Source organism: Mycobacterium sp. NGS26 (genome assembly GCF_059813025.1).
In genome coordinates, this window is sequence record NZ_JCALDU010000006.1 from 18310 (window position 1) to 44070 (window position 25761).

General features: G+C 70.3%; 26 protein-coding genes. 14 read left to right on the forward strand and 12 right to left on the reverse strand.

Annotated elements, in window-relative coordinates:
- Nucleotides 1-61: 61 nt before the first annotated feature.
- The 4 genes from AC5Y6X_RS19215 to AC5Y6X_RS19230 are packed head-to-tail and all read right to left on the reverse strand — an operon-like array spanning nt 62 to nt 3788.
- The gene (locus AC5Y6X_RS19215; protein WP_499988465.1) at nt 62-673 is read right to left on the reverse strand and encodes an Imm61 family immunity protein; all 612 of its coding nucleotides are present in this window, start codon (nt 671-673) and stop codon (nt 62-64) included.
- Complete coding sequence (locus AC5Y6X_RS19220) at nt 670-3189, reverse strand: TNT domain-containing protein (RefSeq protein ID WP_499988466.1); 2520 nt, start codon at nt 3187-3189, stop codon at nt 670-672. The genes AC5Y6X_RS19215 and AC5Y6X_RS19220 overlap by 4 nt, the downstream gene beginning before the upstream one ends.
- Nucleotides 3190-3193: 4 nt before the next feature.
- A complete protein-coding gene (locus AC5Y6X_RS19225; RefSeq protein WP_499988468.1) occupies nt 3194-3484 on the reverse strand; it encodes a WXG100 family type VII secretion target in 291 nt (96 codons plus the stop codon).
- Nucleotides 3477-3788, reverse strand: coding sequence for a WXG100 family type VII secretion target (locus tag AC5Y6X_RS19230; protein ID WP_499988470.1), 312 nt, complete (start codon nt 3786-3788; stop codon nt 3477-3479). The genes AC5Y6X_RS19225 and AC5Y6X_RS19230 overlap by 8 nt, the downstream gene beginning before the upstream one ends.
- A gap of 57 nt (nt 3789-3845) precedes the next feature.
- Between AC5Y6X_RS19230 and AC5Y6X_RS19235 the strand changes: the two genes are divergently transcribed.
- From AC5Y6X_RS19235 to AC5Y6X_RS19265, 7 genes are all read left to right on the forward strand, one after another.
- Nucleotides 3846-4103, forward strand: coding sequence for a glutaredoxin family protein (locus AC5Y6X_RS19235; RefSeq protein ID WP_499988472.1), 258 nt, complete (start codon nt 3846-3848; stop codon nt 4101-4103).
- A 123-nt stretch (nt 4104-4226) separates the two neighbouring features.
- Nucleotides 4227-5600, forward strand: coding sequence for a glutamyl-tRNA reductase (locus tag AC5Y6X_RS19240; protein ID WP_499988474.1), 1374 nt, complete (start codon nt 4227-4229; stop codon nt 5598-5600).
- Between the two features lie 12 nt (nt 5601-5612).
- Nucleotides 5613-6554, forward strand: a complete 942-nt coding sequence (hemC, locus tag AC5Y6X_RS19245) for a hydroxymethylbilane synthase (RefSeq protein ID WP_499988864.1) — start codon at nt 5613-5615, stop codon at nt 6552-6554.
- Between the two features lie 15 nt (nt 6555-6569).
- Nucleotides 6570-8225: a bifunctional uroporphyrinogen-III C-methyltransferase/uroporphyrinogen-III synthase gene (locus tag AC5Y6X_RS19250; protein WP_499988476.1), complete on the forward strand. Its 1656-nt coding sequence runs from the start codon at nt 6570-6572 to the stop codon at nt 8223-8225.
- Nucleotides 8226-8304: 79 nt separating this feature from the next.
- Complete coding sequence (gene hemB / locus AC5Y6X_RS19255; protein WP_499988478.1) at nt 8305-9276, forward strand: porphobilinogen synthase; 972 nt, start codon at nt 8305-8307, stop codon at nt 9274-9276.
- Between the two features lie 14 nt (nt 9277-9290).
- Entirely contained in the window at nt 9291-9809 is a 519-nt protein-coding gene (mce1N, locus tag AC5Y6X_RS19260; protein WP_499988865.1) for a transport-regulating membrane protein Mce1N, read from the forward strand.
- On the forward strand, nt 9806-10051 hold the full coding sequence (locus tag AC5Y6X_RS19265) for a hypothetical protein (RefSeq protein WP_499988479.1): 246 nt from the start codon (nt 9806-9808) through the stop codon (nt 10049-10051). Before mce1N ends, AC5Y6X_RS19265 begins: the two co-directional genes overlap by 4 nt.
- Here the strand turns inward: AC5Y6X_RS19265 and AC5Y6X_RS19270 are convergent.
- Nucleotides 10048-10455 carry an STAS domain-containing protein gene (locus tag AC5Y6X_RS19270; protein WP_499988480.1) on the reverse strand — a complete coding sequence of 136 codons (408 nt, stop codon included), beginning with the start codon at nt 10453-10455 and terminating at the stop codon, nt 10048-10050. The genes AC5Y6X_RS19265 and AC5Y6X_RS19270 overlap by 4 nt on opposite strands.
- A 329-nt stretch (nt 10456-10784) precedes the next feature.
- Here AC5Y6X_RS19270 and AC5Y6X_RS19275 point away from each other — a divergent pair, with 329 nt between their 5' ends.
- Together AC5Y6X_RS19275 and AC5Y6X_RS19280 are read left to right on the forward strand one after the other, a co-directional pair.
- A complete protein-coding gene (locus AC5Y6X_RS19275; protein WP_499988482.1) occupies nt 10785-12050 on the forward strand; it encodes an acyltransferase family protein in 1266 nt (421 codons plus the stop codon).
- A 202-nt stretch (nt 12051-12252) separates the two neighbouring features.
- Nucleotides 12253-12948: an Rv0518 family GDSL lipase gene (locus tag AC5Y6X_RS19280; RefSeq protein ID WP_499988483.1), complete on the forward strand. Its 696-nt coding sequence runs from the start codon at nt 12253-12255 to the stop codon at nt 12946-12948.
- A gap of 210 nt (nt 12949-13158) precedes the next feature.
- Here the strand turns inward: AC5Y6X_RS19280 and AC5Y6X_RS19285 are convergent, their stop codons facing one another.
- Nucleotides 13159-15282 carry an acyltransferase family protein gene (locus AC5Y6X_RS19285; protein ID WP_499988866.1) on the reverse strand — a complete coding sequence of 708 codons (2124 nt, stop codon included), beginning with the start codon at nt 15280-15282 and terminating at the stop codon, nt 13159-13161.
- A gap of 46 nt (nt 15283-15328) precedes the next feature.
- On the reverse strand, nt 15329-16204 hold the full coding sequence (locus tag AC5Y6X_RS19290) for an alpha/beta hydrolase (protein ID WP_324681108.1): 876 nt from the start codon (nt 16202-16204) through the stop codon (nt 15329-15331).
- Between the two features lie 230 nt (nt 16205-16434).
- Here AC5Y6X_RS19290 and AC5Y6X_RS19295 point away from each other — a divergent pair, with 230 nt between their 5' ends.
- Together AC5Y6X_RS19295 and AC5Y6X_RS19300 are read left to right on the forward strand one after the other, a co-directional pair.
- The gene (locus AC5Y6X_RS19295; RefSeq protein ID WP_499988484.1) at nt 16435-17580 is read left to right on the forward strand and encodes an LLM class flavin-dependent oxidoreductase; all 1146 of its coding nucleotides are present in this window, start codon (nt 16435-16437) and stop codon (nt 17578-17580) included.
- Between the two features lie 2 nt (nt 17581-17582).
- Complete coding sequence (locus AC5Y6X_RS19300; RefSeq protein ID WP_499988868.1) at nt 17583-18923, forward strand: MFS transporter; 1341 nt, start codon at nt 17583-17585, stop codon at nt 18921-18923.
- A 12-nt stretch (nt 18924-18935) separates the two neighbouring features.
- On the opposite strand, the gene AC5Y6X_RS19305 is transcribed toward AC5Y6X_RS19300, so the two are convergent.
- Complete coding sequence (locus tag AC5Y6X_RS19305; RefSeq protein ID WP_499988486.1) at nt 18936-19373, reverse strand: type II toxin-antitoxin system VapC family toxin; 438 nt, start codon at nt 19371-19373, stop codon at nt 18936-18938.
- On the reverse strand, nt 19370-19624 hold the full coding sequence (locus AC5Y6X_RS19310; RefSeq protein WP_499988487.1) for an antitoxin: 255 nt from the start codon (nt 19622-19624) through the stop codon (nt 19370-19372). Before AC5Y6X_RS19310 ends, AC5Y6X_RS19305 begins: the two co-directional genes overlap by 4 nt.
- Nucleotides 19625-19707: 83 nt before the next feature.
- Between AC5Y6X_RS19310 and AC5Y6X_RS19315 the strand changes: the two genes are divergently transcribed.
- Nucleotides 19708-21102 (forward strand): amino acid permease, encoded by a 1395-nt coding sequence (locus AC5Y6X_RS19315; RefSeq protein ID WP_499988489.1) that lies wholly within the window; start codon nt 19708-19710, stop codon nt 21100-21102.
- A gap of 42 nt (nt 21103-21144) precedes the next feature.
- On the opposite strand, the gene AC5Y6X_RS19320 is transcribed toward AC5Y6X_RS19315, so the two are convergent.
- Genes AC5Y6X_RS19320 through AC5Y6X_RS19330 form a run of 3 tightly spaced genes read right to left on the reverse strand, consistent with a single transcriptional unit; the run spans nt 21145 to nt 23693 of the window.
- A complete protein-coding gene (locus tag AC5Y6X_RS19320) occupies nt 21145-22074 on the reverse strand; it encodes a ketopantoate reductase family protein (protein ID WP_499988491.1) in 930 nt (309 codons plus the stop codon).
- Nucleotides 22075-22090: 16 nt separating this feature from the next.
- Nucleotides 22091-23263, reverse strand: a complete 1173-nt coding sequence (locus AC5Y6X_RS19325) for an enolase C-terminal domain-like protein (RefSeq protein ID WP_499988493.1) — start codon at nt 23261-23263, stop codon at nt 22091-22093.
- Between the two features lie 34 nt (nt 23264-23297).
- Nucleotides 23298-23693, reverse strand: a complete 396-nt coding sequence (locus AC5Y6X_RS19330; RefSeq protein WP_499988495.1) for a nitroreductase family deazaflavin-dependent oxidoreductase — start codon at nt 23691-23693, stop codon at nt 23298-23300.
- A 117-nt stretch (nt 23694-23810) separates the two neighbouring features.
- On the opposite strand from AC5Y6X_RS19330, the gene hemL reads away from it, so the two are divergent.
- Together hemL and AC5Y6X_RS19340 are read left to right on the forward strand one after the other, a co-directional pair.
- Nucleotides 23811-25151 (forward strand): glutamate-1-semialdehyde 2,1-aminomutase, encoded by a 1341-nt coding sequence (gene hemL / locus AC5Y6X_RS19335; RefSeq protein ID WP_499988497.1) that lies wholly within the window; start codon nt 23811-23813, stop codon nt 25149-25151.
- The gene (locus AC5Y6X_RS19340; RefSeq protein ID WP_499988498.1) at nt 25151-25756 is read left to right on the forward strand and encodes a histidine phosphatase family protein; all 606 of its coding nucleotides are present in this window, start codon (nt 25151-25153) and stop codon (nt 25754-25756) included. The genes hemL and AC5Y6X_RS19340 overlap by 1 nt, the downstream gene beginning before the upstream one ends.
- Nucleotides 25757-25761: the final 5 nt, after the last annotated feature.

The following is a 25761-nucleotide window of genomic DNA, read 5'->3' on the forward strand; positions in this document are numbered from 1 at the left end:
TGGATGCGCGACCTAGTGTCCGAAGCGCGACCTTTGGCGGGTCGGCAAGTCCGTACGCCATTTATTCCGCGACGACATTGATGTCAAACCAGTCTTGCGGAATGCCGTCCCGGAGTGTTTCCTCGAGTTCCTCGAAACTGGGAGTGATCACATGGGATCCGGCGATGGCGTTGTGCTCGGTCATCCACCCGCGATCGGTGGCTTCTTGGTCCACGCGCAAGCTCACGCGGCCGGGATGGTTTACCGGATCGGGCTTCGCCAAAGTTACCCTGGGATCTAGGCCGGCTCTATACCAGCGAAAGCTCGGCGAATCGCTATATTTGCCCGGCCGAACCATTTGGCTTATTAAAAACAGCATATACTTCTCGGCGTCTTCGAAACGCCTAAACATCCAGTAGCGGCCTCGCGAGCTACGCGATTTCTTATCAATGTAATATTGACCATCTTCGAATATCAGATAATAGGAAATCTCTCCATCATCAATAAAGCATAGCTCGCCCGCATCCGTCATTGTTGGCGGCCGTGTTCCCCAAGCAATCTGTCCGGTAGTCGGATCACGTTCGGGTTCAATACCGGACTTCCGGAAATAGACCGCTTGCCATCGGTACCACGAGTTGACGATGCGGTGGAGTGTGCGGGGAAACTCGGTCAGGTCGACGTAAATATCGATCATTTGCCTTCTCCTGGAAGCTTGAATTCGTCGTCCGTCAAAAACCCTGTATCGAGAAGCTCTTCGATGCTAGCTTCCGCATCCTTCGGTGCTATCAGGAAATATTGAGGCTCACCACCGGGATGCCCGAACCAAGGCGCTGCTGTGGACAGCTCAATTTTCCATCCGGGCGGCAGCCCGACTTCGGCATGTACCGTATAGACGGAATAGGGCTTGTCCAGGCTTGTGTGGGGAAGCGAGCGTCCCTCATAAGGGGTGCCTGCCGGAGCTAGCCATTCTCCGCCGGGATAGCCGACGCGATCGAGTTTCTTTCCGTCCAAAGCCTGTATCTCTGCGTCAGTCAAATCATGGGCGGTACCGGGAATCGCGTATGGCTTGGCGGGATCATGAGCATCGGGATATCGTAACCTCCCATTTTCATCCTCAAATTGCTCGTGGTATTGGTCTTCGGTGAGGTCACCGTATTCTTTTGCGCTGGGGAAGACGTCCCTCGCTGTCGGCGGCTCGTGATCGCCGTCGTGGCCGTGATCTCCAGGAGCGCTTTCGCCATCACCGGACCCGTCTGGTGTGCCGTCGCCGGATCCGTGGGGCGCGCCACCGCCCGACTCTCCGGCGCCCGGATCGCCGCTGCCCGGGTGAGCGCCCGGTGCTCCGCCGCCCGGTTCGCCGTGCGGTGGCCCACCGAAAGGCGGTGGTGCCTCACCAGACGCCCCAACCATGCCGCCAGACGACGGCGACGACAGATGCGGCCCGGGCACCGAAGGTGCCGAACCCCCGGGCGCGGACGCCGACGCGGCACTCGGAACCGATTCGGCCGGAGCTCCGGCTGCAGGGGCCGCAGCGACAGGCGTGAGCTCGTGCGGCGGTGGGTGGGGTGGCGTACGTTCTGCCGGCGCGGCGGCTGGCGCCGCGCCTGACTCGTGCGGCGGCGGCTTGCCTTCTGCGGGTGCGGACACCTGCGGTGGGGACTCGTGCGGCGCCCCAGTCGGTTTCGGCGGCTCGCCCGCAGGTGGCCGCTCGACGGGCGGCCGGGATTCTGTCGGGCCGTGCGGCACGGGAGGCTTACCGGGCGCAGGCGCACTCGGCGGCGCGGGTCCGGGGCGGCCGGGTTCCGGCAGCTTCGGGCCCGACTCCGGCGGCGGCACGGCGGGCGGCTTGATCGACGGCGGCTCGGGAAGCTTGGGCAGCTCGGGCGGCCTCCGTAACCCTCTAAGCGCATCGGCGGCGGTCCGGCCTGCCTTGCCCAGCTTCGATAGCGGCCCGCCGGGCAGGGCCAGCGTGGCGATGTCGAACACGCTCCGGCCCGCGGCTTCGGCGGGATTCTTGTCCCACTCGTCCCAATGAACGAGGCCCTTGCCCAGCTGCTTCCACGACTCCTGCCAACCGGGCCCACCGTCAGGGCCCAAGCCGACGAGCGGCGCGGCTCCCTCGGCCATCTCGCCCAAATCGCGGTAGTAACCCACCGGGTCCACCACCAGCCGCAGTTGACTGATGTCGTAGAGCCCCTTGACGAAACCACCGGCCTCGCACCAGACGCCCTTGCCGTATTGCCCGACCTGGTTGATCGCCCGCCCGATATCGGTGCCGTGCAGGAACTGATCCCACTGCTTCGAGGCGTAACCGCCCATCGTGGTGGCGATCGTGGCCGCCTCGCCGAGAGTGGCCGCGATTTCGGCTCGCAGCGCATCGACCTCGCTCGTGAAGTTGTCCACCACCGTGCGGATGTCGTCGGCGATTTTCTTGATCTCGTCTTCGTCTTGGTCGGTCAGGAATTCCCAGACCTCTTTGATCCCGGTCATCGGGTCACAGATGCGCGCCAGCAGATCCAGGATCGCGGCGTGGACCTTGTCGATCTTGGCCGCGTAGCTGTTCAGCTGGGTGGCGACCTTTTGGCACTGTGCGACGATGCCGGTGGTGCTGCTGTAGGCGTCGGTGAACGCGCGATCGATGGCCGGGCCCTCCGGAATCTGTTGGGCGCGAACGGCTCCCATCGGGGCGCCCGTCCCCAGGATTTCGGCCATCCCGAACTGCGTGCCCGCCGCACTCCATGCCGCGGCCGCGGCTCGCAGTTTCCCCGAATCCCCTGTGGGCCAAATCATTCCGATGAACGGGGCCACCCACCCCCAGCCCGCCGGGGGGCCGTCGCCGGCTCCGACCGACGACGGCGGCGCGCCCGCCGAGATCGGGCCCGTCGACGGGGGCGCCGGAAGCGGGTTGCCGTGGCCGGAAACGTCGGACTGCGCCTCGGCCAGCGAGTAGTTGTGTGCCGACATCCGCACGCCATCTCCGAGGCTGCACAACCCGTTTCGGGTGACCACCATCGCCTCGACGAGCTTGGACGCCGACCCGTCGTAGCTGCGGCCCAGCGCCGCGCCGGCGGGATCGTCGCCGGCCATCCCGGAACACCCCGACAGCGCCGCGGTCAGCGTCGAGATCACCGAGCCCAAGCCCTCGCCGGCCGTCACCACCGAGGCACCCGCGCCGTCGAGGGCCGCGGGGTCGACTGCCAGCGGCGCCATTAGCTCACGACCACATGCTCGAATTCTTGGCGATGGCGCCGGTGTAGTTGCCGTGCGCGGTGTGGGCGGCGGTTCGCAATTGAGCCAACGCCTCGCGCATCATCGCCTCGCCGCGCGCCCAATGCCGGTGTGCCTCGGCATGGGCCGCCGCGCCCTGTCCGGTCCACGTCGCGTGCAAATTCGTTACCAGAGAGTCGATTTCGGCGAGCATGCTTTCCGTGTAGCGCTGAAACTCCGCCATCCGCTCGACCGCGTCGGCCAGCGCCTCGGGATCCACCCGAAAAGCCTCAGCCACCACGCACCTCCCGCAGCGTCTGCGCGGAGGCGGCCTCGTTTTGCTGATAGCCCTCGCCGGCCTGGGCCACCGCCCTCGCCAGCATCGACAGGCCCAGCTCCACCTCGGCGGCCCCGCGATGCCACATCTCCCACGCGGAGCCGTAGGCGCTGCCGGCGCCGCCGCGCCAGCCGCCCAGCACCTCGCTCACCTGCGCGTCGAGCTCGGCCAACCGCGCCCGCAGGTCCGAAGCGCCACCGCGCAGCGCCTGGGCAAACCCCTGCATCACCGCGGGGTCGACGCGCAGGTCGTCGCTGGTAGCCACAGCGGAAACCTAACCAGCGGCGGGCGCGTCCACAATTCACCCGGCACACTGGTGGCCATGACAACACGGCAGGTCGAACTGCTGACCCGCGACGGCTGCACCATCTGCGCGCGAGTACACAAAAGGCTCGCGGAACTGGCCGATGAGCTGGGCTTCGACCTGTCCACCACCGACGTCGACGCCGCCGCCAAGGCCGGCAACCCCGGGCCGCGCGCCGAGTTCGGCGATCGTTTGCCGGTGGTCCTGCTGGACGGTCGCGAACACAGCTACTGGGAGCTCGACGAGCCGCGACTTCGCGCCGATCTCACCCGGTGAGGACGCGGCCCGCGGCCGGCTCCGCGGCGGGGCAATTATTTGGTAGCCCACCTGATCACCGTTTACCGTGGACACCAGTTCAGTTACTGGAGGAAGCAAGGGAGCTGGCCAGGTGATGCTGCCGTGAGCATCCTGCTTTTCGGAGTTTCGCACCGCAGTGCGCCGGTCCCCGTCCTGGAACAACTCAGCATCGACGACTCCGACCAGATCAAGATCGTCGACCGGGTGTTGCAGTCCCCGCTGGTGACCGAGGCCATGGTGCTGTCGACATGCAACCGGGTCGAGGTCTACGCGGTGGTGGACGCCTTCCACGGCGGGTTGGCGGTGATCGGGCAGGTGCTGTCGGACCACTCCGGCATGTCGATGGGCGACCTGACCAAGTACGCCTACGTGCGCTACAGCGAGGCCGCCGTCGAGCACCTGTTCGCCGTTGCCAGCGGCCTGGATTCCGCGGTGGTCGGCGAGCAGCAGGTGCTGGGCCAGGTGCGGCGCGCCTACGCCACCGCCGAGACCAATCGCACCGTCGGCCGGGTCCTGCACGAGCTGGCGCAGCGGGCGCTGTCGGTGGGCAAGCGGGTGCATTCCGAAACCGCCATCGACGCGGCCGGCGCCTCGGTGGTCTCCGTCGCCCTCGGCATGGCCGAACGCAAGCTGGGCGGGCTGCCGGGCAAGACCGCCGTCGTGATCGGCGCCGGGGCGATGGGCGCGCTGTCGTCGGCGCACCTGACCCGCGCCGGCATCGAACGCATCCAGGTGATCAACAGGTCGCTGTCCCGGGCGCAGCGGCTGGCCCGCAAGATCCGCGAATCCGGCGTCAAAGCCGAGGCGCTCACGCTGGACCGGCTGCCCGACGCGCTGGCCGACGCCGACGTCGTGGTCAGCTGCACCGGCGCGGTGAGCCCGGTGGTGTCGCTGGCCGACGTGCACCACGCCCTGGCCGCGGCCCGCCGCTCGATCGTCGACGAGACCACCCACCCGCTGGTCATCTGCGACCTGGGCATGCCGCGCGACGTCGACCCGGCGGTGGCCGGGCTGCCCGGCGTCTGGGTCGTCGACGTCGAGCGCGTCCAGCACGAACCCTCCGCGCACGCCGCGGCGGCCGACGTCGACGCCGCCCGCCACATCGTGGCGGCCGAGGTCGCCGCCTACCTGGCCGGTCAGCGGATGGCCGAGGTCACCCCGACGGTGACCGCGCTGCGCCAGCGGGCCGCCGACGTCGTCGAGGCCGAGCTGCTGCGGCTGGAGAACCGGCTGCCCGGCCTGGAGAGCGCCCAGCGCGAGGAGGTCGCCCGCACCGTGCGCCGAGTGGTCGACAAGCTGCTGCACGCGCCGACCGTGCGGATCAAACAACTCGCCAGCGCCCCCGGCGGTGACAGCTACGCCGAAGCGCTGCGCGAGCTGTTCGAACTCGACCAGACCGCCGTCGACGCCGTCGCGGCGGGTGAATTGCCAGTGATATCAACGGGATTCGATGCCCCACAATCCTCCGCCGAGTAGCCGTTGCCGAACGTGATCCGGATAGGCACCCGGGGCAGTCTGCTGGCCACCACCCAGGCCGCCGGCGTGCGGGACGCCCTGATCGCCAAGGGCCACCCCGCCGAGTTGGTGACCGTCAGCACCGCGGGCGACCGGTCGTCGGCGCCCATCGAAAGCCTCGGCGTGGGCGCGTTCACTACCGCGCTGCGCGAGGCCATCGAGGACGGGCGCGTCGACGCGGCCGTGCACTCGCACAAGGATTTGCCGACGGCCGAGGACCCCCGGTTCCTGGTGGCCGCGATACCGCCCCGCAACGACCCGCGCGACGCGGTGGTGGCCCGCGACGGGCTGGTGCTCGGGGAGTTGCCGGCGGGTTCGCTGGTGGGCACGTCCTCCCCGCGACGGGCCGCACAGCTTAGAGCATTGGGTCTCGGTTTGGAAATCCGCCCCCTACGAGGCAACCTAGATACCAGGTTGAACAGGGTAAGCAGTGGTGATCTTGACGCCGTCGTGGTGGCCCGGGCCGGTCTGGCCCGGTTGGGCCGCCTCGACGATGTCACCGAGACGCTAGAGCCGGTGCAGATGTTGCCAGCACCGGCTCAGGGCGCGCTCGCCGTCGAATGCCGCGCCGACGACAACCGGCTGGCCGCGGTGCTGGCGGAGTTGGACGACGCCGACACCCGCGCGGCGGTCACCGCGGAGCGAGCCCTGCTGGCCGAACTGGAGGCGGGCTGCTCCGCGCCGGTGGGCGCGATCGCCGAGGTGGTCGAGTCCATCGATGAGGAGGGCCACGTCTTCGAAGAGCTGTCGCTGCGCGGCTGCGTGGCGGCGCTGGACGGATCCGACGTGATCCGCGCGTCCGGCATCGGCGATCCCGGTCGGGCACGAGACCTCGGGCTCTCGGTCGCCGCGGAGCTGTTCGAGCTGGGCGCGCGGGAGCTGATGCGCGGGGCGCGGCAAGACCCCGCGCGATGAAGAGTGGGAGCGACAATGACGACGCGAGGGCGTAAGCCGAAACCGGGCCACATCACGTTCGTGGGCTCCGGTCCCGGCGACCCCGGACTGCTGACCGCCCGGGCCGCGACGGTGCTGGCGAACGCCGCGCTGGTGTTCACCGACCCCGACGTGCCCGAGTCGGTGCTGGCGCTGATCGGCAAGGATCTGCCGCCGGTGTCCGGCCCGGCGCCCGCCGAGCCGGCCACGGACAAGGCCGACGCCGCCGCCGGCGGGGACCAGGGCCACGCCGTGCTGTCCGGCGGTCCCGACGTCCGCCCGGCGCTGGGCGAGCCCGCCGAAGTCGCCAAGATGCTTACCGCCGAGGCCCGTTCGGGTGTCGACGTGGTGCGGCTGGTGGCCGGCGACCCGCTGACCGTCGACGCGGTCATCACCGAGGTGAACGCCGTCGCGCGCAGCCACCTGCACATCGAGATCATCCCCGGGCTGGCCGCCACCAACGCGGTGCCGACGTACGCCGGGCTGCCGCTGGGCTCGTCGCACACGGTGGCCGACGTGCGCGGCGACGTCGACTGGGAGGCGCTGGCCGCCGCGCCCGGGCCGCTGATCCTGCAGGCCACCGCGTCGCATCTGGCCGACGCGGCCCGCACCCTGATCGAGCACGAGCTGTCCGAGACCACGCCGTGCGTGGTGACCGCGCACGGCACCACGTGCCAGCAGCGCTCGGTGGAGACCACGCTGGGCGGGTTGACCGACTCGGCCGTGCTGGGCGGCACCGACCCGGCGGGTCCGCTCACCGGGCCGCTGGTGGTGACCATCGGCAAGACCGTGAGCGCCCGGGCCAAGCTGAACTGGTGGGAGAGCCGCGCCCTGTACGGCTGGACCGTGCTGGTGCCCCGCACCAAGGATCAGGCCGGGGAGATGAGCGAGCGGCTGACGTCGTACGGCGCGCTGCCCATCGAGGTGCCCACCATCGCCGTCGAGCCGCCGCGCAGCCCCGCCCAGATGGAACGGGCCGTGAAGGGCCTGGTCGACGGGCGCTTCCAGTGGGTGGTGTTCACCTCCACCAACGCGGTGCGCGCGGTGTGGGAGAAGTTCGGCGAGTTCGGTCTGGACGCCCGCGCGTTCTCCGGGGTGAAGATCGCCTGCGTCGGCGAGTCGACGGCGGACCGGGTCCGGGCCTTCGGGATCAGCCCCGAGCTGGTGCCGGCCGGGGAGCAGTCCTCGCTGGGCCTGCTCGACGACTTCCCGCCCTACGACAGCGTTTTCGACCCGGTGAACCGCGTCCTGCTGCCGCGGGCCGACATCGCCACCGAGACCCTGGCCGAGGGACTGCGCGAGCGCGGCTGGGAGATCGAGGACGTCACCGCCTATCGGACGGTGCGTGCCGCGCCGCCGCCGGCGGCCACCCGCGAGATGATCAAGACGGGCGGCTTCGACGCGGTGTGCTTCACGTCGAGCTCGACGGTGCGCAACCTGGTCGGCATCGCGGGCAAGCCGCACGCGCGGACGATCATCGCCTGCATCGGCCCCAAGACCGCCGAGACCGCCGCCGAATTCGGCCTGCGGGTGGATGTCCAGCCCGACACCGCCGCGATCGGTCCGCTGGTCGACGCGCTGGCCGAGCACGCCGCGCGGTTGCGCGCCGAGGGCGCGCTGCCACCGCCGCGCAAGAAGAGCCGCAGGCGATGATCTGCCCGGCGTTGACTCTGCGTCCATGGCGCAAAAGTGCGAGTAAGGTCCGCCCTCACCGCAGAGTCAACGCACGAAAATGAGGCAGCGGCCGCGTCGACTGCGCTCCACCCCGGCGTTACGCCGCTTGGTCGCGCAAACGTCGTTGGAGCCAAGGCATTTGGTGCTGCCGATGTTCGTCGCGGATGGCATCGACGAGCCGCGGCCCATCGCGTCCATGCCGAAAGTGGTTCAGCACACCCGGGATTCGCTGCGCAGCGCCGCCGAGGCCGCCGTCGCCGCCGGGGTGGGCGGGCTGATGCTGTTCGGCGTGCCGCGCGAGCAGGACAAGGACGCGACCGGTTCGGCCGGCACCGACCCCGACGGCATCCTCAACGTCGCGCTGCGCGATCTGGCCAAGGACCTCGGCGACGCCACCGTGTTGATGGCCGACACCTGCCTGGACGAGTTCACCGACCACGGGCACTGCGGGGTCCTCGACGCCAGGGGCCGGGTCGACAACGACGCCACCCTGGCCCGCTACGTGGAATTGGCTGTGGCACAAGCGGAATCGGGCGCGCATATCGTTGGGCCGAGCGGGATGATGGACGGCCAGGTGGGCGCCATCCGCGACGGCCTGGACGCCGCGGGCCACACCGATGTGGTGATCCTGGCCTACGCCGCGAAGTTCGCCTCGGCGTTCTACGGGCCGTTCCGCGAGGCGGTGAGCTCCAGCCTGTCCGGCGACCGGCGCACCTACCAGCAGGAGCCGGGCAACCTGCGCGAGGCGCTGCGCGAGGTCGAGCTGGACCTCGACGAGGGCGCCGACATCGTGATGATCAAGCCGGCGATGGGCTACCTCGACATCGTCTCGGCGGCGGCGTCGATATCCCCGGTGCCGGTGGCCGCCTATCAGGTGTCGGGGGAGTACGCGATGATCTGCGCCGCGGCCGCCAACGGCTGGATCGACGAGCGCGCCGCGGCGCTCGAATCGCTGACCGGCATCCGGCGCGCCGGAGCCGACGTGGTGCTCACCTACTGGGCCGCCGATGCGGCAGGCTGGCTGTCGTGAGAGAACCGAAGCCGTTGTTCTACGAATCCGGCGCCAGCTGGTGGTGGGTCTTGTTGGGCCCGGCGTCGGCGCTGGCCATGATCCTGATCGAGATCTGGAGCGGCGCCCCGGTGTCGTTCGTCGTCCCGGCGATCTTCCTGGTGCTGGTGTCGGCGTTCGTGGCGTTGCAGGTGAAGGCGGCGCGGATTCATGTCTCCGTCGAGCTCACCGAGGACGCCCTGCGCCAGGGCACCGAAACCGTCCCGATACGCGAGATCGTCAGGGTGTATCCGGAGGCCGAGCACCACGAGGCCTCCGGCAAGGACCTGGCGAAGTGGCAGTCGGCGCGGGCGCTGGGCGAATTGGTCGGTGTGCCGCGCCGCCGGGTGGGCATCGGTCTCAAGCTGACCGGGGGCCGCACCGCGCAGGCCTGGGCGCGGCGCCATCGTCACCTCCGGGCGGCGCTGACCCCGCTGGTCCAGGAGCGGGTGGAGCCCGCCCGGTCGGACGCCAACGACATCGACCGCGACGACGACCCCGGGTCGGGGCCGTGATCGCCCGCCGCCGGGCCCTGATCGAACTGGTGCTGGCCGCCGCCGCGCTGGTGGGCGCCGGGTTCAGCTGGTTTCATGCGCGCCGCATCGTGGGTGTGGCGCCCATCGCGGACGGGCAGCCGTACACCACGTCGCTGGTGTATGACCCGCAGCTGCTGCTGCTGACCCTGCTGCTGGTGACGACCGCCGGCGTGCTGGCGGTGGTGGGGCTGGCCAGGCTGCGGCGCGAGCGCGGCTCCTAGGCCGTCTTCTTGATCAGCGGCAGCACCCGCTGACGCCGGTCGACGATCGCGTCCGCCAGCCGGTGCAGCGCGTCGTGCAGCGAGGGCGTGGCGTCCCAGCCGTCGCCCAACAGCTCGACCACCGCCGGGCCGGCGACCAACGTCCACTGCGCCCCGGCGGCGGCGCAGTCCTCGTCGATCGTCTGCAACAGCGAGATGCCGGCGGGGGCAAAGCGGGTCACGCCGCTCATGTCGAGCACCACGGGGTTTTGCCCGACGACGAAGCGCCGGATGTACTTGCCGACCCAGTCGGCGTTGACGGCGTCGATCTCCCCCCGGATGGTCACCACCGTCGCCAGGGATCGACAATGGGCCCGAATCTGGGCACCACCGCAGTCGAACGTGTCGTTTTCCTGTGGAGTCATCAGCGGCCCCATTCCCCGTGGCGCCGCGAATCACGCAGCGCGGCCAAACCTGTCCTCCAACAAAACCAGCAGAATCTAAGGAGACCGGAAGCCGCGTCTAACTCTTTGCTAAATAACTGGCCCGCGGGGGTCGGCAACCGGTCTGTGGCGAATCTGCGGCCGTTCCGCCACCTGCCACGCCACGTCCTGTCCCGCCATCGCGGCGATCCCGCTGCTACGCTGCCATAGCTGCCGGTTGCCAGTCGGGGGGCCTGCAAAAGGGTGAGATCGCCCGGTCAGCCGGACCAGAAGCGAACGAACAAGCACAGCCCAGACGGAAAGAAACTAGCGTGCGCAGCGGAGAGATCAGGGGCGAGATCAAGGCCCTGACGGGACTCCGCATCGTCGCCGCGGTGTGGGTGGTGCTGTTTCACTTCCGGCCCATGCTCAGCGACGCCTCGCCCGATTTCCGCGATGCCCTCGCGCCGGTGCTCAACTGCGGTGCGCAGGGCGTCGACCTGTTCTTCATCCTCAGCGGGTTCGTGCTGACGTGGAACTACCTCGAGCGCATGGGCCGGTCCTGGTCGGCGCGGGCCACCCTGCACTTCCTGTGGCTGCGGCTGGCCCGGGTGTGGCCGGTGTACCTGGTCACCCTGCACCTGGCCGCCCTGTGGGTGATCTTCACCCTGCACGTCGGGCACGTCCCGTCGCCCGACGCGGCCCAGCTCACCGCGATCAGCTACGTGCGCCAGGTCCTGCTGGTGCAGCTGTGGTTCGTGCCGTTCTTCGACGACTCCAGCTGGGACGGGCCCGCCTGGTCGATCAGCGCGGAATGGCTGGCCTACCTGCTCTTCGCCGTGCTGGTGCTGGTGATCTTGCGGATGAAGCAGGCGACGCGGGCGCGCAGCCTGATGCTGCTGGCGTTCGCGGCGTCGTTGCCGCCGGTGGTGATGCTGCTGGCCAGCGGTCAGTTCTACACGCCGTGGAGCTGGCTGCCACGGATCGTGACGCAGTTCGTCGCCGGCGCCCTGGCCTGCGCCGCCGTGCGCAGGTTGCGGCTGACCGACCGCGGCCGCCACGTCGCCGGGTACCTCTCCCTGCTGCTGCTGGCCACCATGGTCGGCGTCCTGTACTGGTTTCACGCCCACCCGATCAGCGGCGTCGTGGAGAACGACAGCGGCGGTGTGGTCGACGTGCTGTTCGTCCCGCTGGTGATCACGCTGGCGATCGGCCTGGGCAGCCTGCCGAGGCTGCTGTCGACGCGGGTGATGGTTTACGGCGGGCAGATCTCGTTTTGCCTGTACATGGTGCACGAGCTGGTGCACACGTCGTGGGGATGGGCGGTGATCCAGTTCAACCTCACGCCATGGGAGCCGGACAACCCGTGGAAATGGAACGTCATTGGCCTGCTCGTAATCGCCGTGGGCCTGTCGGTGCTGATGTATCACCTCGTCGAGGAACCCGCCCGCCGGTGGATGCGCAAGATGGTCGACGTCCGGCCCGTGGAGACCAAGCCCGAGCCCGAGGAGCCCGAAATCGAGCCCAGCGAGGCGCCGGCCGCCAAGCTTCGTCAGGTCGACGGCGGGCTGGAAGCCGTTTCCGCCCGCGCCGTGTGAGCGCCGTGTGACAGACACCACGGTGCGCGAATCGCGCTGTGCCCCATAACCTCTCGGAGACGGCCGCGGCGGCGGCCGGCCGGGATCCGCGGGACCCTGCCGCGGGACAAAAGCCGGTAAGCAGCGGGTTGGCGCCACTTCGTGTCGGTTTCCTCGTACGATTCCGTTGATTTGGCTGCGGCAGGTCACGGAGGAGGTGGTGGTGAGTCGTCTGACCACTTTCGTCATGGGTCTCACCCTGCTGGTCGGCGTGGCGTTCGCGGACGCGGCATGCCCGGCACGGGTGCGGGCCTACGGCCTGCTCAGCGTGGACTCGCGGCTGCACCACGTCGCCGTGATCGGCGACTCCTACACCACCGGCACCGACGAGGGCGGCCTGGGCCCGAACGCGTGGACCGCCCGCGCCTGGCAGGCTCTGAACGCGCGCGGGGTGCGGGTCGCGGCCGACGTCGCGGCCGAGGGGAAGGCCGGCTATGCCGTGCCCGGCGACCACGGCAGCGTCTTCGAGGACCTGACGGCCCGGGCGGTCAAGCCCGAGGACGCGCTGGTGGTGTTCTTCGGTTCCCGCAACGACCAGGGCGCCGATCAGGGCCTGCTGGCCGAGCGGGCCCGCAACGCCTTCGACCTGGCGCGCCGCTTCGCGCCGTCGGCGCGGCTGCTGGTGATCGGGCCGCCGTGGCCCACCGCCGACGTGCCCGGCCCCATGCTGCTGGTGCGCGACGTGCTCAACGGGGTGGCCCGGGCCGCGGGAGCGGCGTTCGTCGACCCGATCGGCGACCGCTGGTTCGTCGACCGGCCCGACCTGATCGGGCCCGACGGCGTGCACCCCAACGACGCGGGGCACGAGTATCTGGCGGGCAAGATCGCGCCGCTCATTCGCATGCAGTTGTCGAGGTGAGTCCGGTCGGGGGGAGGGCGGTGTGGGTCAGTCGTCGGCGTGCCGTTCGTAGTCCCATTGCTCCAGGCGCGCCTGCAGTTGCATCAGGCCGACGCCGACGACGGGCGCGGCGGCGGCGATGCAGATCAGCACCAGCGTGGTCATGTCCGAAAACCTCCAAAACCCTTCACTGATAAGACGTTCGACTGCGGCAAGAAGTTCATCGGCGGCTCATCCGTTCGCCACCGCGCGGTCGGTCAGCGCGCCCATCGCGGGCGTCAGCAGCTGCGAGTACTCGGTCGTCACGTGGTTGTCGTCGCGGAACACCAGGGTGTTGCCGACGATCATCGGGCAGCGCGCGGGGGCGCAGAACAGGTCGGTCAGATCCGCGTACTGGCCGCCGGCGCCCGTCGTCGCCGTCCGCTCGGCCGCGACCCCGTCGCCGTTGACCGCGTCGGGCCGCGGCGGCGCGCACGCCGCGGCGTTGTCGAGGTGCCCGGACAGGCAGGCCGGCGCCGAGGAACGCGGATCCGCGACCGGCCCGAGCACCAGGACGGTCGAGCCCATCTGGCGCAGCTGCGCGACGGTGCGGCCCAGGGTGTCGATCCACGCCGGGTCGTACGACGTGAAACCGAAATCCGCGCCGTAGCGCCGGCTCATGCTCAGCACCACAAGACGCGGGCGTTCGGCCTGCAGCCGCGCCATGATCTGGCCGCGCCACTGCTCGCACTCGGTGTACTCGCGGCCCAGGTACGGGCTGACGATGTGCAGGTCCTGCAGCGGGCAGGTCACCTTGGCCAGCGTCTCGAGCCGCCAGTGCCGCTGCTCGGCGACCTGCTGGAAGGCCGGGTACCACATGGCGGCGTGCGAATCCCCGACCAGGGCCACGGTCGTCGGCGAAGCCGCGTCACCTCCAGCGCACTCGGCTTGCCCGACGTCACGCCAGGATCGCGTGCAGCCGTTGACGAACACCGCCGCCTTGTCGGCCGGCGCGGCGGCCAGCGACGGGTCCAGGTTGGACGGGACGGGTCCCAGGCTCGCCGACGCCGCGACCGCGTCGCGCACCTGCGCGAAGGCCTGGCGCACCGCGGCCTCCTGCGGGCTGAGGTCGGGCACGGCCGCCGGGGGCAGCGCGACGATGTTGGCCTTCGGCGCGGCCCCGCCGTGACCGACCGGCACCGGTATCGCCGTCAGCAGCAGCAGGCACGCGCCCGCCGTGGCGGCGCTGGCGGCGCCGGCCACGACCAGGCTGGTCCGCGCCGACCGGCGCAGGGCGGCCGCGAACCGGCCGGGGTTTTCCACCAGGTGCAGGGTGAGCACGGCGAGCCCGGCCGAGACGACCGCCCCCGCCAGCCTGCCCGGCAGGCCCGCGGGCATGCCCAGCAACGGCGGCATCAGCAGCAGCACCGGCCAGTGCCACAGGTACCACGAGTACGAGATTCGGCCGATCGTCCGCATAATCGGCCGGCACAGCAGGCGCCCGGCGCCGAGGCTGCCGGTGACACAACCGCCGCCGATCACCAGCGCGGTGCCCAGGACCGGCAGCAGCGCCGCGGTGCCGGGGTACGGGGTGTGCGGGCCCAGCTGGGTGCAGGTCAGCACGATCAGGGCCAGGCCGCCGCAGCCCACGATCGCCGCGGGCAGCAGCGGCAGCCGGCGCCAGTGCCGGATCGACAGGGCCACCAGCCCGCCGGCGGCCAGCTCCCAGGCGCGGGTGGGCAGCGAGAAGAACGCCCACGCCGGCGAGGTGCGGGTGCACAGCACGGCCGCCGCCAGCGACGCCGCGGCCACCGCCGCAAGGACCAGCGCATACGGTCCTGCGGGGGATGTGCGGCCGCGCAGCGGCGGCAGCCGCCGAACGGCCCACGCCGTGCCGATGATCAGCATCGGCCACACCAGGTAGAACTGCTCCTCGACGCCCAGCGACCAGTAGTGCTGGAACGGCGACGGCAGGTTGGACGCCAGGTAGTCGGTGCCCCGCCCGGCGAACCGGTAGTTGCCGACATAGAGGGCGCTGGCGATGCCGTCGACGAAGACGCTGCGCGCCTGCAGCGGCGGCAGCACCACGGCCGCCGCGGCGGCGGTGGCGACCCCGACGGTGGCCGCGGCCGGCAGCAGCCGTCGCGCCCGCGCCCCGTAGAAGCGGCCGAGCCGGATGGTGCCGTTGGTGGTCACCTCGCGCCAGAGCATCCGGGTGATCAGGAAGCCGGAGATGACGAAGAAGACGTCCACGCCGATGTAACCGCCCGCGACGCCCGGTATGTCCGCGTGGTAGGCGACGACGGCGATCACCGCGACGGCGCGCAGGCCCTCGATGTCCGGGCGGAATCCGGTCCGCTTCACCGGCCGCTCCACTTGGCGGCCTGCGGGCTGGTTCTGCGGGATCGTCATCGGCCTCTGGCTAGGACGCCATCCAGGCTAGCTCGGCGGGCAATTGCGCGCGCCAATAGTCCATGTCGTGTCCCCCGTCCGAAAAGCTGCCCGCCGGAGGCTTTTTCAGCTGGTTGACGAATTGGCGGGTGGCGAAATAGAACCGGTCCCCGGTGCCGCAGTCCACGCGCAGCGGGATCTGCGACAGGGCCGGCAGGCCCATCACGCTGTTCTGCACCCAGTCGTCGTAGCTGTCGAACGCGCCGGGGGCGCTTGCGGTGTACGACGTGTACAGCGCCGGGCTGATCGCGCAGATCCCGGCGGTGCGTGCCGGGCCCAGCTGGGCGCCCAGGTGCAGCGCGCCGTAGCCGCCCATCGACCACCCCATGAAGCCCACCCGGGACGTGTCGAAGCCCATCGAGGACAGCATGGGCAGCAGCTCCTCGAGCACCATCGCGCCCGGGTCCTCGCCCGAGGCCCTGCGATGCCAGTAGCTGTTGCTGCCGCCGTCGACCCCCACCACGGCGAACGGCGGCCTGCCCTCCTTGACCAGTTGGGCGAGCCCCTTCTCGGCGCCGCAGTCGATCACCATGTTGGCGTTGCCGTCCTTGCCGTGCAGGGCGATGACCGGACGCAACGACCCGCTCTGGGAGTTCGGGCCGGGCGGCAGGGCGATCACCCAGTTCGTCTTGACCCCGCCGCGCGCCGCGGAGATGAACGAGCCGGTCAGCCTGTTCGACAGGGTGCTGCCCGCCGCCGAGGGCTCGAACGGTGCGGGAGCTTGCGGCAATGTCGCGGCGCGCGACTCGAGCGGATCCAGGAGGGCGCTCAACGCCCACACTCCGGCGGCTCCCGCGCTGGCTCCGACGCCCATACGCAACATGGCACGACGGGTCAGGTTCGGCATGATCGCAATAATGCCGCGCCGAGCACACATTCCCGGCCGAGCCACGCCGAATTGCAAGCATTGCGTGATCTGGTGTGATCTCACGGTCACGAGGCGGTGATCTTTGCGGGGCCCGTATCGCGCTCTGCCGCAACCGAAGACGCCGCGCCCGTGGCGGCGCTGGCGGCCGAGTTGGAATCTCGGCGGTTTCAAGCCTCGCACCGCCTGCCGATGTTTTGCAGGATGCTCGAATGGGCTTGGCATTTCATTGGTTTCTGCCGACGTACGGCGATTCCCGGAACCTGGTCGCGGGCGGCCACGGCACGGCGATGCATGGCGATCGGCCCGCGACTTTGCGCTATCTGCACCAGATTTGCGCGGCCGCCGAGGACAACGGCTTCGAGGCGGTGCTCACACCCACCGGATTGTGGTGTGAGGACGCCTGGTTGACGACGGCAATGCTGATCGAGGGCACCGAGACGCTGAAGTTTCTGGTCGCGTTCCGCCCCGGGCTGCTCAGCCCCACCCTGGCGGCGCAGATGGCCGGCACCTTCCAGCGGCACTCGGGCGGGCGGCTGCTGCTCAACGTCGTCACCGGTGGTGAACCGCACGAGCAACGGGCCTACGGGGACTTCCTGGACAAGCAGTCGCGCTATGCCCGCACCGCCGAGTTCCTGCATGTGGTGCGGCGGCTGTGGACCTCGAGCGAGCCGGTGACTTTCGCCGGAGACCACATCCGCGTCGAGGGCGCGCGGCTGGACAACCCGCCCGACCCGATCCCCGCGGTGTTCTTCGGCGGGTCGTCGGGCTCCGCCGGGCCGGTGGCGGCCGAGCACGCCGACGTCTACCTCACCTGGGGCGAGCCGCCGGCGGCGGTCGGGCAGAAGCTGGACTGGATTCGGGGGCTCGCCGCCGACGCCGGCCGGGTTCTGCGGTACGGCTTGCGAATTCACGTGATTACCCGCCCGACCTCCGAGGAGGCGTGGGCGGAGGCCGACCGGCTGCTGACGGCCGTCGATGCGGCGGACGTGCAGCGGGTGCAGGCCAGCCTGGCGCGCAGCGAATCCGAGGGCCAGCGCCGCATGCTGGAGCTGCACGGCGGCAGCAGCGAGCGCCTGCTGGTCGCGCCCAACCTGTGGGCCGGGGTGGGCCTGGTGCGCGGGGGAGCGGGCACCGCCCTGGTCGGGTCGCACGCCGAGGTCGCCGAGAGGCTGGCCGAATACGCGCGGCTGGGCATCGACCACTTCATCCTGTCGGGATACCCGCACCTGGAAGAGGCCTACTGGTTCGGCGAGGGTGTGCTGCCGCTGCTGGAGCGGGCGGGCCTGTGGCGGCACCCCAACCGCCGGTCGCGCCCGGCGCCGTCGACGCCGTTCGCGGTCGCCTCGGCGCACTAGCCATGGCGACGACGTTGCCCGCCACGGGGGTGGCGGCGCCGGAACCTCACCTCGAATCGGACGTTCAGCGACGACGGCGCCTGCGGATCGTCGTCGCCGCAAGCCTTTTGGGCACCACCGTCGAGTGGTACGACTTCTTCCTCTATGCCACCGCGGCCGGCCTGGTGTTCAACAAGGTGTTCTTCCCCGACGCCGGCACGCTGGTCGGCACCCTGCTGGCGTTCGCGACGTTCGCCGTCGGATTCGTCATGCGGCCGGTCGGCGGTCTGGTGTTCGGCCACATCGGCGACCGGATCGGTCGCAAGCGCAGCCTGGCGTTGACCATGCTGATCATGGGCGGCGCGACGGCGTTGATCGGGGCGCTGCCCACCGCCGCGCAGATCGGCGCCTGGGCGCCGATCCTGCTGTTGGTGCTGCGCATCCTGCAGGGCTTCGCGCTCGGCGGCGAGTGGGCCGGCGCGGTGCTGCTGGCCGTCGAGCACAGCCCGGGCGGGCGGCGCGGCCGCTTCGGGGCCGTTCCCCAGGTCGGCCTGGCCCTCGGATTGGCCTTGGGCACAGGCATATTCGCGTTCTTACAGATTGTGTTGGGGCAGAACAGGTTTCTGGCCTACGGCTGGCGAATCGGGTTCCTGCTGAGCGTGGTGCTCGTCGCGATCGGCATCGTGGTGCGGTTGCGCGTCGAGGAAACCCCCGCCTTCCGCGAGCTGCGCGCGGCCGAGGCCGAGGCCACCGTGCCGATTCGCGACATCGTTCGCGAACCGCGCTCCAGGCGAAACACGGTGCTGGGGTTGCTGTCTCGCTGGGCGGAGGGTTCGGCGTTCAACACCTGGGGCGTTTTCGCGATCAGCTACGCCACCGGCGCGTTGGGTCTGCACCGGGTGCCGGTCCTGGTGGTGGTGACCATCGCCGCGCTGTTGATGGCGGTGCTGCTGCCCGTGTCGGGGGCGCTGACCGACCGCCTCGGCGCGCGGCGGGTGTACCTGGCGGGCGTGGTCTGCTACGGCCTGGCGGCCTTCCCCGCGTTCGCTCTGTTCGGCACCCGGAACCTGCTCTGGTTCGGGCTGGCGATGGTCGTGGTGTTCGGTGTGGTGCACGCGCTGCTCTACGGCGCGCAGGGCACGCTGTATTCCGCGCTGTATCCCACCCGCACTCGCTACACCGGGCTGTCGTTCGTCTACCAGGTGTCCGGCATCTACGCCTCCGGGGTCACCCCGATGATCCTCACCGCGCTGATCGCGGCGGCCGGCGGCAAGCCGTGGTTGGCGTGCGGGTATCTGGTTGCGACGGCGGTGATCAGCGTGCTCGCCACGGCGCTGATCCGCGAGCGCGACCTGTATTTCTGAGGCCGACCGGGCTCAGTTCAGCAATGACTCCGGTGTTTCCCACCGCACGCCATCGAACCGTCCGAAGTCGCTGTCGTAACTGACTATTCGTGCGCGGTGCTCAATCGCCAAAGCGGCCAGGTGCGCGTCGTTGACGAGATTTCCTCCCGCGCCGACCTGCGACAGCAGCCCGGATAGCACGTCGCCATGGCGCGGTGTCGGCTCCACGATGAGGGCCCCTGGTGCGGTGCACCAATTAAGCACCTGAGCCATTGCCTCGTCGGCGGTCAGGGGCGAAGGAAAAAGCCCATGACGAGTCGTCAATCGCACGAATGCGAGTAGCGGCACCCACGCCAGGCCGACGGTGTCTCCGCCGGACAGCGCGCCGTCAAGCCAGCGGCGTGAGGCCCCGTGGTGGTCTGCGGCGGTGTTTACGGCGTACAGCAAGACATTGGCGTCGACGATCCTCATGCGCGGCGGCGCTGTCGTCGCATCAGTTCCTCGTCCTCGAGTTCGCCGGCGATCTGCAGGGCCCGGTCCAGGTTGACCGACGGCACACCCAAATCCGCTGTTCGCGTTTCGAAAACCGCGGGAGCCGGTTGCCGCTGTGCGCCTTGCCGGATGGCATCGTTGAGAGCCTGCTTGAACGACACGTTGCGCGTACGCATCAGCCGCCTGATGACGACGAGCGTGTCGTCATCCAATGTCACCGTGGTCCGCATGATTGACAGCATAGCATCACATGCCATGATGACATGCTGTCAATAGAGCCGTGGTGGCGGCAAGCACCTGAATAATCACTGTCATGGGAGGCACCCAACTCCGCCAAGGGCTGTCGCAGCGGCAGCTGAGCATGATCGCGCTCGGCGGTGTGATCGGCGCCGGATTGTTCGTCGGGTCGGGCGTGGTGATCCGGGACACCGGGCCCGCCGCGTTCCTGACGTACGCGCTGTGCGGCCTGCTGATCATTCTGGTGATGCGGATGCTGGGCGAGATGGCCGCGGCGAACCCGTCGACCGGATCGTTCGCCGACTACGCGGGAACCGCGCTTGGTGGCTGGGCGGGGTTTTCGGTCGCGTGGCTGTATTGGTACTTCTGGGTGATCGTGGTCGGGTTCGAGGCGGTCGCCGGCGGGAAGGTGCTGGGCTACTGGTTCCACGCCCCGTTGTGGCTGCTTTCGCTGTGCCTGATGCTGCTGATGACCGCGACGAACCTGTTCTCGGTGACGTCGTTCGGCGAATTCGAATTCTGGTTCGCCGGAATCAAAGTCGCGACCATCGCGGTGTTCCTTGCAGTCGGCTCGGTGTTCGCCCTCGGGTTCCTGCCCGGGCATAACACGGATTTTTCCAACCTCACGTCGCACGGCGGTTTCTTCCCGCACGGCGTCGGTGCGGTTTTCGCCGCCATCGTGGTGGTGATCTTCTCCATGGTGGGCGCCGAGATCGTCACCGTCGCCGCCGCCGAGAGCCGCGACCCCGAGCTCGCCGTCCAGCGGGCGACGCGATCGGTGGTCGCGCGCATCGGGGTGTTCTTCGTCGGTTCGGTCTTTCTGCTCGTCGTGATCCTGCCGTGGAATTCGGTGGAGGTGGGCGCCTCGCCATATGTCGCGGCGCTCAAACACATGGGTCTGCCCGGCGCGGATCAGCTGATGAACGCGGTGGTGCTCACCGCGGTGCTGTCCTGCCTTAACTCGGGCCTGTACACGGCGTCGCGCATGCTGTTCGTGGTCGCCGCCCGGGGGGAGGCGCCGGTGCGGCTGACCAAGCTCAGCCGGCGCGGCGTCCCCCACGTCGCCATCCTGTGTTCGTCGGCCGTCGGATTCGGCTGCGTCGTGATGGCGTGGCTCGCGCCGGGCACGGTGTTCCTGTTCCTGCTCAACTCGTCGGGTGCCGTCATCCTGTTCGTCTACTGGCTGATCGCGCTGTCGCAAATCATCCTTCGCCGCCGCACCCCGCCGGAGAAGCTGCGGGTGAAGATGTGGCTCTTCCCGGTGCTGTCGGTGTTCACCCTCGCCGCGGTCACGGCGATGCTGGTGCAGATGGCGTTCGACCGCTCGGCGCGCAGCCAGCTCTGGCTCGGCTTGCTGTCCTGGGCGGTGGTCATCGGGCTGTACTTCGCCACTCGTGCCCGCGGCCGGATCGGCGTGGCGCCCTCCTCGCCCACCGCCGAAATCGACGCCAGCGTGGAAAACATCGAGTGAGCTACACGCTGGCGTCGATCTCGGCGCTGGCGTCCAGCCCGGTCAGCCGGCGCCCCACTGCCTTTCCACGGCCTTGACCACCGCGGTCAATGTCGCGTTCACGGGCGTCTCGATGCCGACCTTGGCGCCCTGGCGGGGCACCGCCCCGTTGATGACGTCGATCTCGCTGACCCGGCGCGCCTCGTGGTCCAGCAGCGCCGACGGCTTGGCGTTGGGCATCTGTGCGCCGAAGGCGCGGGCGTGCGCGACGGGATCGGTGACGGCGACCGCGATGCCTGAGGCGCGGGCGACGGTCCAGGCCTCCGTCGCCGCCGCCCGGCTGACTTGGCCCATCTCCGGGTCGTCCATCACCTGGCCCACCGTCATCCCGGTCAGCGCGCACGGCGCGCTGTAGGCGGCATTGCAGATCAGCTTCTCCCACTGCATGGCGGCGATGTCGGTGACGGCGGCGGCGTCGAATCCCGCGTCGGCCCAGGCTTTCGCGATCGACTCGACCGTCGCGTGCGGCAGCGACGAGTAGGCGCCGAAGCGCATGGCCCGCATCGCGTTGTGCCGCACGTGCCCGGGAGCCACCCGCGCGGCACCGAACCCGCTGGCGATGCCGACCGCCACGCGCTGCTCGCCGACGACGGCGGCGACGGTCTCGGCGGACCCGAGACCGTTCTGGATGGTCAGCACCGGGGTGTCCGGACCCAGCATCGGAAGCGCTTGCCGCGCACCGTCTTTCACGTTCGCGGCCTTGACGGCGAGCACGATGAGGTCCATCGCCTCGGCCGGGGCGGTGGTGCTCGCCCGCAGCGGCACCACCTGGTCGTCGGCGCCGCCGGGGCCGGTGACCCGCAGCCCGTGCCGGTTCATCTGCTCGATGCTGGGCCGGTCGGGGTCGACGGCAAGGACGTCGTTGCCGGCAGCGGCGAGCCTGGCGGCGTAGATGGAACCCATTGCGCCGCAGCCGATTACCGCGATCTTCATCCGCATGCTCCCGGGGTCAGGCCGTCAGTTCGGCGATCAATTCGGCCAGGCCGGCCTTCTGCTCCAGCCCGAAGCCCGGTGCGTCGGTCGGCGCGACCCGCCCGGCGGACAGGGTGCAGCCGTCGGGGTAGCCGCCGAAGGGCGCGAACACCCCCGGATAGGACTCGCAGCCGCCCAGCCCCAGCCCGGCGGCGATGTGCAGGTTGATCAGGTGCCCGCCGTGCGGGAAGGCGAACCGGCGGTCGAAGCCGTTGGACTCGAGCACCTCGAGCATCCGCGCGTATTCGCTCAGCCCGTAGCTCAGGCCGGCGTCCATCTGGAAGACGTCGCGGCCCGGCCGCATGCCGCCGTACCGGACCAGGTTGGTCACGTCGGGCACCGAGAACAGGTTTTCCCCGGTGGCGACCGCGCCGTCGTAACAGGCCGTCACCGCGCGGTTCAGCTCGAAATCCAGTGGGTCGCCGGGCTCTTCGAACCAGCGCAGGCCGTAGCCGCCCAGCGCCGCCGCCCACCGTAGCGCCGCGGGCCGGTCGAACCTGCCGTTCGCGTCGACGGCGACCCGGTAGGCGGCGCCGACGACGTCGACGACGGCCTCGACGCGCGCCAGGTCCTCGGGCAGCGGCGCGCCGCCGATCTTCATCTTGACCGCGTCGTAGCCCAGGTCGAGGTAGCCGCGCATCTCGCCGCGCAGGGCGTCGAGGCCGCGGCCCGCGTGGTAGTAGCCGCCGGCGGCGTACACCGGCACCGACGCGGCCGGCTCCCGCCCGAAGTGGCGCGCGATGGTCAGGCAGGCGGGCTCGTCGGCGAGTTTCGCGTTGAGGTCCCAGCAGGCCAGCTCGCACGCCGCGGCGGCCGCGGCCCGGTCCCCGTGACCGCCGGGCTTCTCGTCGGCCAGCGCACACGAAAGCACGGCGGCCGGGTCGACCCGCCCCGAATCGTCCAGCAGCGCGTCAGGGGAGGCGGCGGCCAGGCGCGGGATCATCCGGTCGCGCAGGATCCCGCTCTGCGCGAACCGGCCGATCGAGTCGAAGGCGACCCCGACCACCGGCCTTCCGGCCCTGACCACGTCGGTGAACACCGCGACCAGGGACACGGTGTGGGCGGAGAAGTCGACCACAGCGTTGGCCGGGCCGCCGCCCGGGCCGGCGCGCAGCCCGACCGGCCGTTCCAGGATCTTGGTGATGCGCATCAGCCGCAGCCGCCGCGGCGCGGGGCGACCACCGTCAGTCGGTCTTGGTGAGCAGCACCACCTGCTCGAACGGCAGCCGGGCGAACGCGGCCCGCCACGCGCGCTGCACGTGCGGTGCCGCCTCGGCCTTGCTGACCACGCGCGGGTCGGCGATGCCGAAGCTCTTGGCGTTGCGGCGCATCCGGCCGCCCCCGGCCGCCTTGAGGTTCTTCAGCCAGTCGCGGTCCGGGCCGTAGGTCAGCACGATCGCCACGCCGGGTTTCCCGTCGACGGTGGTGTAGAACGCGTTCACCGGGGTGCGGTATGGCTTGCCCGAGCGGCGTCCGACGTGCTCGACGATCGCGAACGGCGGGAGCCAGCCGGCCCACATCCGCTGGATGGGGTTGGTCACGTGACGGTTGAAGCGGGCGAGTCCTTGTGGGAGTTGCATGACGCTAATCCAACTCGTCGGCCCCCGCCGACTTCAACCCGCGCCCGGCAAGCCGCGAGCCCGCTCCTGCTACACCCTGTAGTTGGCCACCCCGCGGAGGCTGGGACACTAGTCGTCATGGGCAGCACCGACCAGGCCACCCCGCGCACCGGGGGAGCCGTGCGCGCCTCCGCGAAGCTGTTCGAGGAGGCCTGCGCGGTCATTCCGGGCGGGGTGAACTCGCCGGTGCGCGCCTTCGCGGCGGTGGGCGGCACCCCCCGGTTCATCACCGAGGCGCGCGGCTGCCGCCTCACCGACGCCGACGGCAACCGCTACGTCGACCTGGTCTGCTCGTGGGGCCCGATGATCCTGGGCCACGCGCACCCGTCCGTCGTCGACGCGGTCGCCAAGGCGGCGGCGACGGGACTGTCGTTCGGGGCGCCGACACCGGCGGAGACCCGGCTGGCCGCCGAGATCATCGGCCGGGTGCCGCCCGTCGAGCGGATCCGGCTGGTGAACTCCGGCACCGAGGCCACCATGAGCGCGGTCCGGCTGGCCCGCGGCTTCACCGGCAGGGCCAAGATCGTCAAGTTCGCCGGCTGCTACCACGGGCACGTGGACGCGCTGCTCGCCGACGCGGGCTCGGGGGTCGCGACGCTGGGCCTGCCGTCCTCGCCCGGGGTCACCGGGGCCGCTGCGGCCGACACAATCGTGTTGCCCTACAACGACATTGACGTCGTGCGAGAGACGTTCGACCAGCACGGCGACCAGATCGCCGCGGTGATCACCGAGGCCAGCCCCGGCAACATGGGCGTCGTCCCGCCCGGCTCCGGCTACAACGCGGCGCTGCGCGCCATCACCGCGCAGCACGGCGCGCTGCTGATCGTTGACGAGGTGATGACCGGCTTCCGGGTCAGCCGAAGCGGTTGGTACGGAATCGATCCCGTCGACGCCGACCTGTTCACCTTCGGCAAGGTGATGAGCGGCGGGCTGCCGGCCGCCGCGTTCGGGGGGCGCGCCGAGGTGATGGAGCGGCTGGCCCCGCTGGGGCCGGTGTATCAGGCCGGCACGCTGTCCGGCAATCCGGTGGCCATGGCCGCCGGGCTGGCGACGCTGCGCGCCGCCGACGACGCGGTCTACGCCAAGCTGGACGCCAACGCCGACCGGCTGGCCGGCCTGCTGTCCGGGGCGCTGACGAAAGCCGGTGTGCCGCACCAGATTCCGCGGGCCGGCAACATGCTCAGCGTGTTCTTCTCCGAGGCGCCGATCACCGATTTCGCGTCCGCGCGGGCCAGCCAAACCTGGCGTTTCCCGCCGTTCTTCCACGCGCTGCTGGACGCCGGCGTCTACCCGCCGTGCAGCGCCTTCGAGGCGTGGTTCGTCTCGGCGGCCCTGGACGACGACGCGTTCGACCGGATCGCCGCCGCGCTGCCCGGCGCCGCTCGAGCGGCCGCCGCGGCCACGCCGGGGGAGGCCTGATGGCCGAGCACACCCGGGTCAATCTGGTCCGCCACGGCGAGGTGCACAACCCCAGCGGGATCCTCTACGGCCGGCTGCCCGGCTTCCACCTGTCCGAGGCGGGCCGGGCGCAGGCGGAGGCGGTCGCCGACGCGCTGGCCGGTCGCGACGTCGTCGCGGTGATCTCCTCGCCGCTGCAGCGGGCCCAGGAGACCGCGGCGCCCATCGCCGCGAGGCACGACCTGACCGTCGACACCGACCCCGACCTGATCGAATCGACGAACTTCTTCCAGGGCCGCCGCGTGGGCCCCGGTGACGGCGCCTGGCGGGACCCGAGGTTCTGGTGGCAGCTGCGCAACCCGTTCACCCCGTCCTGGGGCGAGCCGTACACCGAGATCGCCGCCCGGATGACGACCGCGGTGGACAAGGCGCGCGCCCGGGCCGCCGGCCATGAGGTGGTGTGCGTCAGCCACCAGCTGCCGGTGTGGACGGTGCGGCTGCACCTGACCGGCAAGCGGCTCTGGCACGACCCGCGGCGACGGCAGTGCGGGCTGGCCTCGGTGACCACGCTGGTCTACGAGGGCGACCGGCTGGTCGACGTCGAGTACTTCCAACCCGCATCATGAGGCCC

Coding starts and splice junctions, on each gene's coding strand:
- AC5Y6X_RS19215 (WP_499988465.1), bottom strand. CDS start 673: ATGATCGATATTTACGTCGACCTGACCGAGTTTCCCCGCACACTCCAC.
- AC5Y6X_RS19220 (WP_499988466.1), bottom strand. CDS start 3,189: ATGGCGCCGCTGGCAGTCGACCCCGCGGCCCTCGACGGCGCGGGTGCC.
- AC5Y6X_RS19235 (WP_499988472.1), top strand. CDS start 3,846: ATGACAACACGGCAGGTCGAACTGCTGACCCGCGACGGCTGCACCATC.
- AC5Y6X_RS19250 (WP_499988476.1), top strand. CDS start 6,570: ATGACGACGCGAGGGCGTAAGCCGAAACCGGGCCACATCACGTTCGTG.
- hemB (WP_499988478.1), top strand. CDS start 8,305: ATGAGGCAGCGGCCGCGTCGACTGCGCTCCACCCCGGCGTTACGCCGC.
- AC5Y6X_RS19270 (WP_499988480.1), bottom strand. CDS start 10,455: ATGACTCCACAGGAAAACGACACGTTCGACTGCGGTGGTGCCCAGATT.
- AC5Y6X_RS19290 (WP_324681108.1), bottom strand. CDS start 16,204: ATGCCGAACCTGACCCGTCGTGCCATGTTGCGTATGGGCGTCGGAGCC.
- AC5Y6X_RS19295 (WP_499988484.1), top strand. CDS start 16,435: ATGGGCTTGGCATTTCATTGGTTTCTGCCGACGTACGGCGATTCCCGG.
- AC5Y6X_RS19300 (WP_499988868.1), top strand. CDS start 17,583: ATGGCGACGACGTTGCCCGCCACGGGGGTGGCGGCGCCGGAACCTCAC.
- AC5Y6X_RS19305 (WP_499988486.1), bottom strand. CDS start 19,373: ATGAGGATCGTCGACGCCAATGTCTTGCTGTACGCCGTAAACACCGCC.
- AC5Y6X_RS19310 (WP_499988487.1), bottom strand. CDS start 19,624: ATGCGGACCACGGTGACATTGGATGACGACACGCTCGTCGTCATCAGG.
- AC5Y6X_RS19315 (WP_499988489.1), top strand. CDS start 19,708: ATGGGAGGCACCCAACTCCGCCAAGGGCTGTCGCAGCGGCAGCTGAGC.
- AC5Y6X_RS19320 (WP_499988491.1), bottom strand. CDS start 22,074: ATGAAGATCGCGGTAATCGGCTGCGGCGCAATGGGTTCCATCTACGCC.
- AC5Y6X_RS19325 (WP_499988493.1), bottom strand. CDS start 23,263: ATGCGCATCACCAAGATCCTGGAACGGCCGGTCGGGCTGCGCGCCGGC.
- AC5Y6X_RS19330 (WP_499988495.1), bottom strand. CDS start 23,693: ATGCAACTCCCACAAGGACTCGCCCGCTTCAACCGTCACGTGACCAAC.
- hemL (WP_499988497.1), top strand. CDS start 23,811: ATGGGCAGCACCGACCAGGCCACCCCGCGCACCGGGGGAGCCGTGCGC.
- AC5Y6X_RS19340 (WP_499988498.1), top strand. CDS start 25,151: ATGGCCGAGCACACCCGGGTCAATCTGGTCCGCCACGGCGAGGTGCAC.